Genomic DNA, 5,197 nt, shown 5'->3' on the forward strand with positions numbered 1-5,197 from the left:
AGGAGAAATCCCCTGTCAGTGCAGTTCAATCACACCATTGTCGGATGTCGCGATAATCGGGAGACCGCCGAGTTCTGGGCGGACATCCTCGGGTTGGACATAGGAAAAGAGTGGGGGCCGTTCATTCCGATCGCCCTCGATCACGGAGCGGCGTTCGATTTCGCGAAGGTTCCGCCGTTCGTTTCCGAAATCCAGCCACAGCACTACGCGTTCCTGGTCTCGGAGGCCGAGTTCGATGCGGCCTACGCCAAGATCCAGCGCTACAAACTGGACCATTGGGCCGACCCCCAGCAACACGGGGTCAACGAGATCAATCACAACGACGGCGGTCGTGGCGTCTACTTCCTCGACCCCAACGGCCACTTCCTGGAACTGATCACCGTTCCGTACGGCGGTTGGCCCGAGTGAACACGCAGGCCGGTCCCGATTCCTTCGGGACCGGCCTGTGCTCTACGCCGGTTTCGCGCCTGCCCGCATCCCGCGCAGACCCAACAGCGCGGCGCCGACACAGGCCACCGAAACGATCACGATGAACCACGGGAACACCGTCGCGATGCCCCAGGTCGTTGCCGCCCAGCCCGCCGCCAGCGTCGGCAACGCCATCGCCGAGTAGGCCAGCAGATAGAAGGCCGACATCGTCTCGCCACGGCGATGCGGCGGAACGACTTCGGACAGATGCCGCAGCGACCCACCGAACCCGAGTCCGAAGGTGGCGCCGAGCACCAGTCCCGCGAGTACCACCACCGCTGGCTGTTTCGTGGCCAGCGCCGGGATGGTGGCGAGCAGCGCCGCCGCCATGCCGAGGTCGCCGATCACCGCGGCGCGGCGGGCCGGAACACGGGTGGCGAACAACTGGACCACGGCGGCGACCAGCGCGGTGCCCGCGACGACGATGCCGCCGAAGACCAGGTTGTGCATGCCGGTCTCGGCCGCGGCCAGCGACGGATACAGCGACAGCAGCACGCCGAGCACCGACCAGGCGGCCATCACGCCGATCGCGGAGAACCAGAAGTCAGCCTTGATCTCGTGTGGCACCGAGGGTTTCGCGATGGTGATGCGCGCCTTCACCCGGGTGGTGTGCGGTTCACGCAGGGCGAGGATGCCCGCTCCCGCGGCCAGACACACCACCGCGATCACCACATACGGGGTGCGCAGCGGCGACGGCGCGTACTGCGCGAGGACCGCGGTGCCCAGGACCGCGACCGCGATGCCGACATTGAACGCGACGCCACTGAGTTGCCCGGAGCGCGCACCACGCTCGGGCCGCAGATCCAGCAGGGCCGCGGCGCCCGCGACGACGGTGGCCCCGACCGCCGCCCCGTGCAATGCCCTGGCCAACAACAACATCGGCACCGAATCGGCGAGCAGGAACGCGACCAGCCCGAGAATCATGGTGGCGAAGGCGCCGATCATCACCGGCTTGCGACCGACCACGTCGGAGATCCGGCCGGAGACCAGCACCGCGCCCAGCGCCGCGAAGGCGTACACGGCGAAGACCAGCGTCGTGGTCAGCGGCGACAGATGCCACTCGGTCTCATAGATCCCGTAGAGCGGAGCGGGCGCCCCGGAAACCCCGAGCGCCACCGCGCTCGCGGCCAGGACGAGCCCGTACGCCCAGCGCTGCCCGGCCTCGACCGGCGCCATCGTTGTCGCTGCCACAGCAGCCCCCATCAGCAGAGTTTGATCACCATCGAACGAGCCTCACGCTACGCCGAGTATGATGAGTATCAAACCCCCGAGTGAGGTAAATCATGACACAGGCTAAAGATCTTGCCCCGGCGCCGACCATACCCGTCGCCGCGCTCCCCACCGTCCTCGGCGCTCTGCACGACCCCGTCCGCCTGGAAATGGTCCGTCGTCTGAGCAATGCGGCCGCCCCGATTCGCTGCGCGGCCCTCTACGACGCGATCAACAAATCCACCGCGACCCACCACTTCAAGATCCTGCGCGAGGCGGGCCTGATCGAGCGCCTGACCATCGACGGCCAGACCTACCAGAGCCTGCGCACCGAGGCCGTCGAGCACGCCGTCCCCGGCCTGCTCCCCTCGATCGTCGACGCCGCGAACCGCGCCGACGCGCACTCGGCGTGAGCTAACGCGGTGCGGTGGGCTCGACGCTACTCGGTAGCGGCCTGATCGGCGTCTGCAGCAATCGGCTCGGGATCGTGGGTAGCGGGCGACGCGTTGTCGTCGGCGTCGGCGCCACCACCAATTCCCGCCCGCGCACTTCGCCGTCGACGCTCGCCGCCACCCCACCGCACCGCCAGACCCGCCCCGGCCAGCAGCACCAGCACGCCCAACGCCACCACCGCGAGTCCCCAGGTGTGGCGGAACGCGCGCCGGTCGACCCAGACCGTGATCCCGGCCTCGATCAGCAGGGTGACGAGCACGACGCCGAGCACCGCCACCAGCGCACCGAACACCGCAGGCTGACGCGCCCACCCCCGCACGAACGCCACGACCACAACCAACGGGACCACGCCCATGCCGAGTACGACGATCTGGGTCAGGGCGAAGTCCAAGCCGTCGTCGGGATCGGGATCATCGAGACCACGCCGCATCCACGCCGTGAACAGCAGCAGATGCCCGAAGGCGGCACCGAAGGCGCCGAGCACCAGCAGAACGCACCCCAGCCGTACCAGCCCGGCGAATTCCGACCGCGTCGCGATCGCACCCATATCCACGATCAATCCGGACAATGCCACCGCGGCGAGCGCCAGTAGCACCCGTGGTCGTCGCACCCTGGCCCGCAGATAGCCCGGTGGTAGTTGCTTGCGCACCTTGCGAAACACCCCGTACCAGGCGAGCGGCAGGGCGGCGAACATCATCGGGGAGATCACCCGCAACACGATCGGTGGCGCCCACATCGCCACGGCCGCGAAGCAACCCGCGAAAGCCCAGACCCATGCCGCCAGTCGGAGCAGTGCCCGCCAGTGCATCTCCGCGAGTAGCCGGCGCGCCGCGGTATCGGTCGGCGCGTTGGCCAGCAGGCCGCGCAGGGTCGCGATGGCGGCCTTGCGACCGCCGTCGAAACCACCGATCTCGAATTCGGCTCGCGCCTGCATCCGCAGCAGGTCGACGTGCAGCGGGTCGATCGTCAGCCCGGCCGTGATGTGGCGGCGAACCCCGTCGATATCGACGAGCCGCTGGTAGGTCTCGGCCGCCGAACAGTGGACGAAGGCGTCGCCGGGCGCCAGCGCGACCGCGTCGACCACCGCCGCGCGGGCCCGGTCCGGGTCCTTGCGTGGGCCGTTGCTGTACAACCACGCCAGCAACAGCAGAGTTCCCGCATCGTGTGGCCGCAACCGGGCGGCGGTGTGGCCGTGCTCCAGCGCCAGGTCCCACTCCTCGCGCATCGGGTAGGCCATCGCCACCAACTGGTGCGCGCGGGCGGAATCGGGATCAGCCTGCAGCGCCTGTCCGGCGAAGCGCACGGTGTCGTCGAACTGGTCGAGGTCGTAGGCGATGTCCGCCAGGGCGACCAGCACACGCGGGTCGTCGGGTGCATTCGCCAGCGCCGTCCCGAGAATTCGCCGCGCCTGCTCGAGCCGCCCGATCGCCTGGGCTGCGCGAGCCCGCTCCAACGCCGCCTGCACCGGCATGACCGATCCCCTCCCCTGTGAGATATCCGAGTGCACAGTAGCGTTCGGTTCCCCGAGCCGAATCGCTCAGCGCTCGACGAGCTTTCGCACCGAGGCGGGCAAGTCGCGGGTGCGCTTATACGGCCCCGACACCGCCGCACCGTAGGGGCGGGCGAGCAGGGTGGCGGCGATGTCGCTGACTTCCTCGGTGGTCACCGCGTCGATGCGGGCCAGCGTGGCCGACACGCTGCGGTGATTGCCGTAGCTGAGTTCACTGCGACCGATGCGGTTCATCCGCGATGCCGAGTCCTCGAGACCGAGCACCAGTCCGCCACGCAAAGAGCCCTTGGCCCTGGCGCATTCGGCGTCGGTAACACCGTTGGCCGCGATGTCGTCGAGCACGTCGCGCGCCAATGTCGTGACCTGGCCGAGGTTTTCGGGCTGGCAGCCCAGCGAGACCGAGAACGAGCCGGTGTCGGCGAAGGTGTCCACGCTCGAGTACACCGAGTACGCCAGGCCGCGTTCTTCCCGGATGCGTTGGAACAGACGGGAACTCAGACCCCCGCCGACGATCGTGTTGAGGATCGACAGCGGCCACCGCTGCTGGCCTTCGTGCCTGCCGAAGGCACGCACGCCGAAGGCGAGGTGGGTCTGTTCACTGTCGCGATTGATCCTGATCAGTCCGGGGGCGCCCTGGGCGCGGAACTTCCCCTCGCGACGCGGCGCGGGTTCGGCGGCGGCGTCGAGATGGGGCCCGAACGCGCGATGTACCAGTTCCACGACGCGTTCGTGAGAGACGTTGCCCGCCACCGCGACCACCATGCGCTCGGGTCGGTAGCGACGCTGGTGGAAGCCGCGCAGCTGGGCGGCCTGCATGTTCTCGATGGATTCGACGCTGCCGATCACCGGGCGACCGATGGGGTGGTCGCCGAACATGGCGGTGAGGAAGGAATCGGCCACCAGGTCTTCGGGATCGTCGTCGCGCATCGCGATCTCTTCCAGGACCACCTGGCGCTCCACGTCGACGTCGATCGCGCGGCACAAACCGTTGAGCACCACGTCGGAGACCAGGTCGACCGCCAGTGGCAGGTCCTCGTCGATGACGTGGGCGTAGTAGCAGGTCTGTTCCTTGGCGGTGAACGCGTTGAGTTCGCCGCCGACCGCGTCCATGGACTGCGCGATGTCGAGGGCGGTGCGCGTGGGGGTCGCCTTGAACAGCAGATGTTCGAGGAAGTGCGCGGCGCCTGCCACGGTGGGGCCCTCGTCGCGCGAACCGACGCCTACCCACACCCCGATGGAGGCCGAACGCACGCCCGGCACGTGCTCGGTGACCACACGCAGGCCACCGGGCAGCACGGTGCGGCGCACCCCGCCATCGGTGGACACGGCGTCAGCGGATTCGGAACTCGACTCGGTCAACTTCGGCTCTGTCATCCGATCTTCGATAGCGGTGTCCTCATCTGGTTCGGCATCCGACTCGATGTGCTTCGACCTCGTCACCCGATCTCACCGGACGGCTGTTCTGGCATGGGTCCTCAACCTCTCGAACGGGAGCTGGCGACGTGCGCGTATTGCCTCATCCTGCAGGCAGCAGGCACGACGGCCGGCTCCTGGATT

General features: G+C 68.3%; 5 protein-coding genes. 2 read left to right on the forward strand and 3 right to left on the reverse strand.

Going from position 1 to position 5,197, the window contains the following annotated elements; genetic code table 11:
• The first annotated feature begins 12 nt into the window (after positions 1 to 12).
• On the forward strand, positions 13 to 408 hold the full coding sequence (locus QX204_RS22025) for a VOC family protein (protein WP_063004538.1): 396 nt from the start codon (positions 13 to 15) through the stop codon (positions 406 to 408).
• 42 nt (positions 409 to 450) lie between these two features.
• On the opposite strand, the gene QX204_RS22030 is transcribed toward QX204_RS22025, so the two are convergent.
• Positions 451 to 1,644: an MFS transporter gene (locus QX204_RS22030; protein WP_301908070.1), complete on the reverse strand. Its 1,194-nt coding sequence runs from the start codon at positions 1,642 to 1,644 to the stop codon at positions 451 to 453.
• 107 nt (positions 1,645 to 1,751) lie between these two features.
• Between QX204_RS22030 and QX204_RS22035 the strand changes: the two genes are divergently transcribed.
• Complete coding sequence (locus QX204_RS22035) at positions 1,752 to 2,090, forward strand: ArsR/SmtB family transcription factor (protein WP_301901948.1); 339 nt, start codon at positions 1,752 to 1,754, stop codon at positions 2,088 to 2,090.
• 26 nt (positions 2,091 to 2,116) lie between these two features.
• Here the strand turns inward: QX204_RS22035 and QX204_RS22040 are convergent, their stop codons facing one another.
• Positions 2,117 to 3,601: a tetratricopeptide repeat protein gene (locus tag QX204_RS22040; RefSeq protein WP_301901950.1), complete on the reverse strand. Its 1,485-nt coding sequence runs from the start codon at positions 3,599 to 3,601 to the stop codon at positions 2,117 to 2,119.
• A gap of 66 nt (positions 3,602 to 3,667) precedes the next feature.
• On the reverse strand, positions 3,668 to 5,014 hold the full coding sequence (locus tag QX204_RS22045; protein WP_301901951.1) for a M16 family metallopeptidase: 1,347 nt from the start codon (positions 5,012 to 5,014) through the stop codon (positions 3,668 to 3,670).
• Between the last annotated feature and the right edge of the window lie 183 nt (positions 5,015 to 5,197).

The organism is Nocardia sp. PE-7 (assembly GCF_030486425.1).
GTDB lineage: Bacteria > Actinomycetota > Actinomycetes > Mycobacteriales > Mycobacteriaceae > Nocardia > Nocardia salmonicida_A.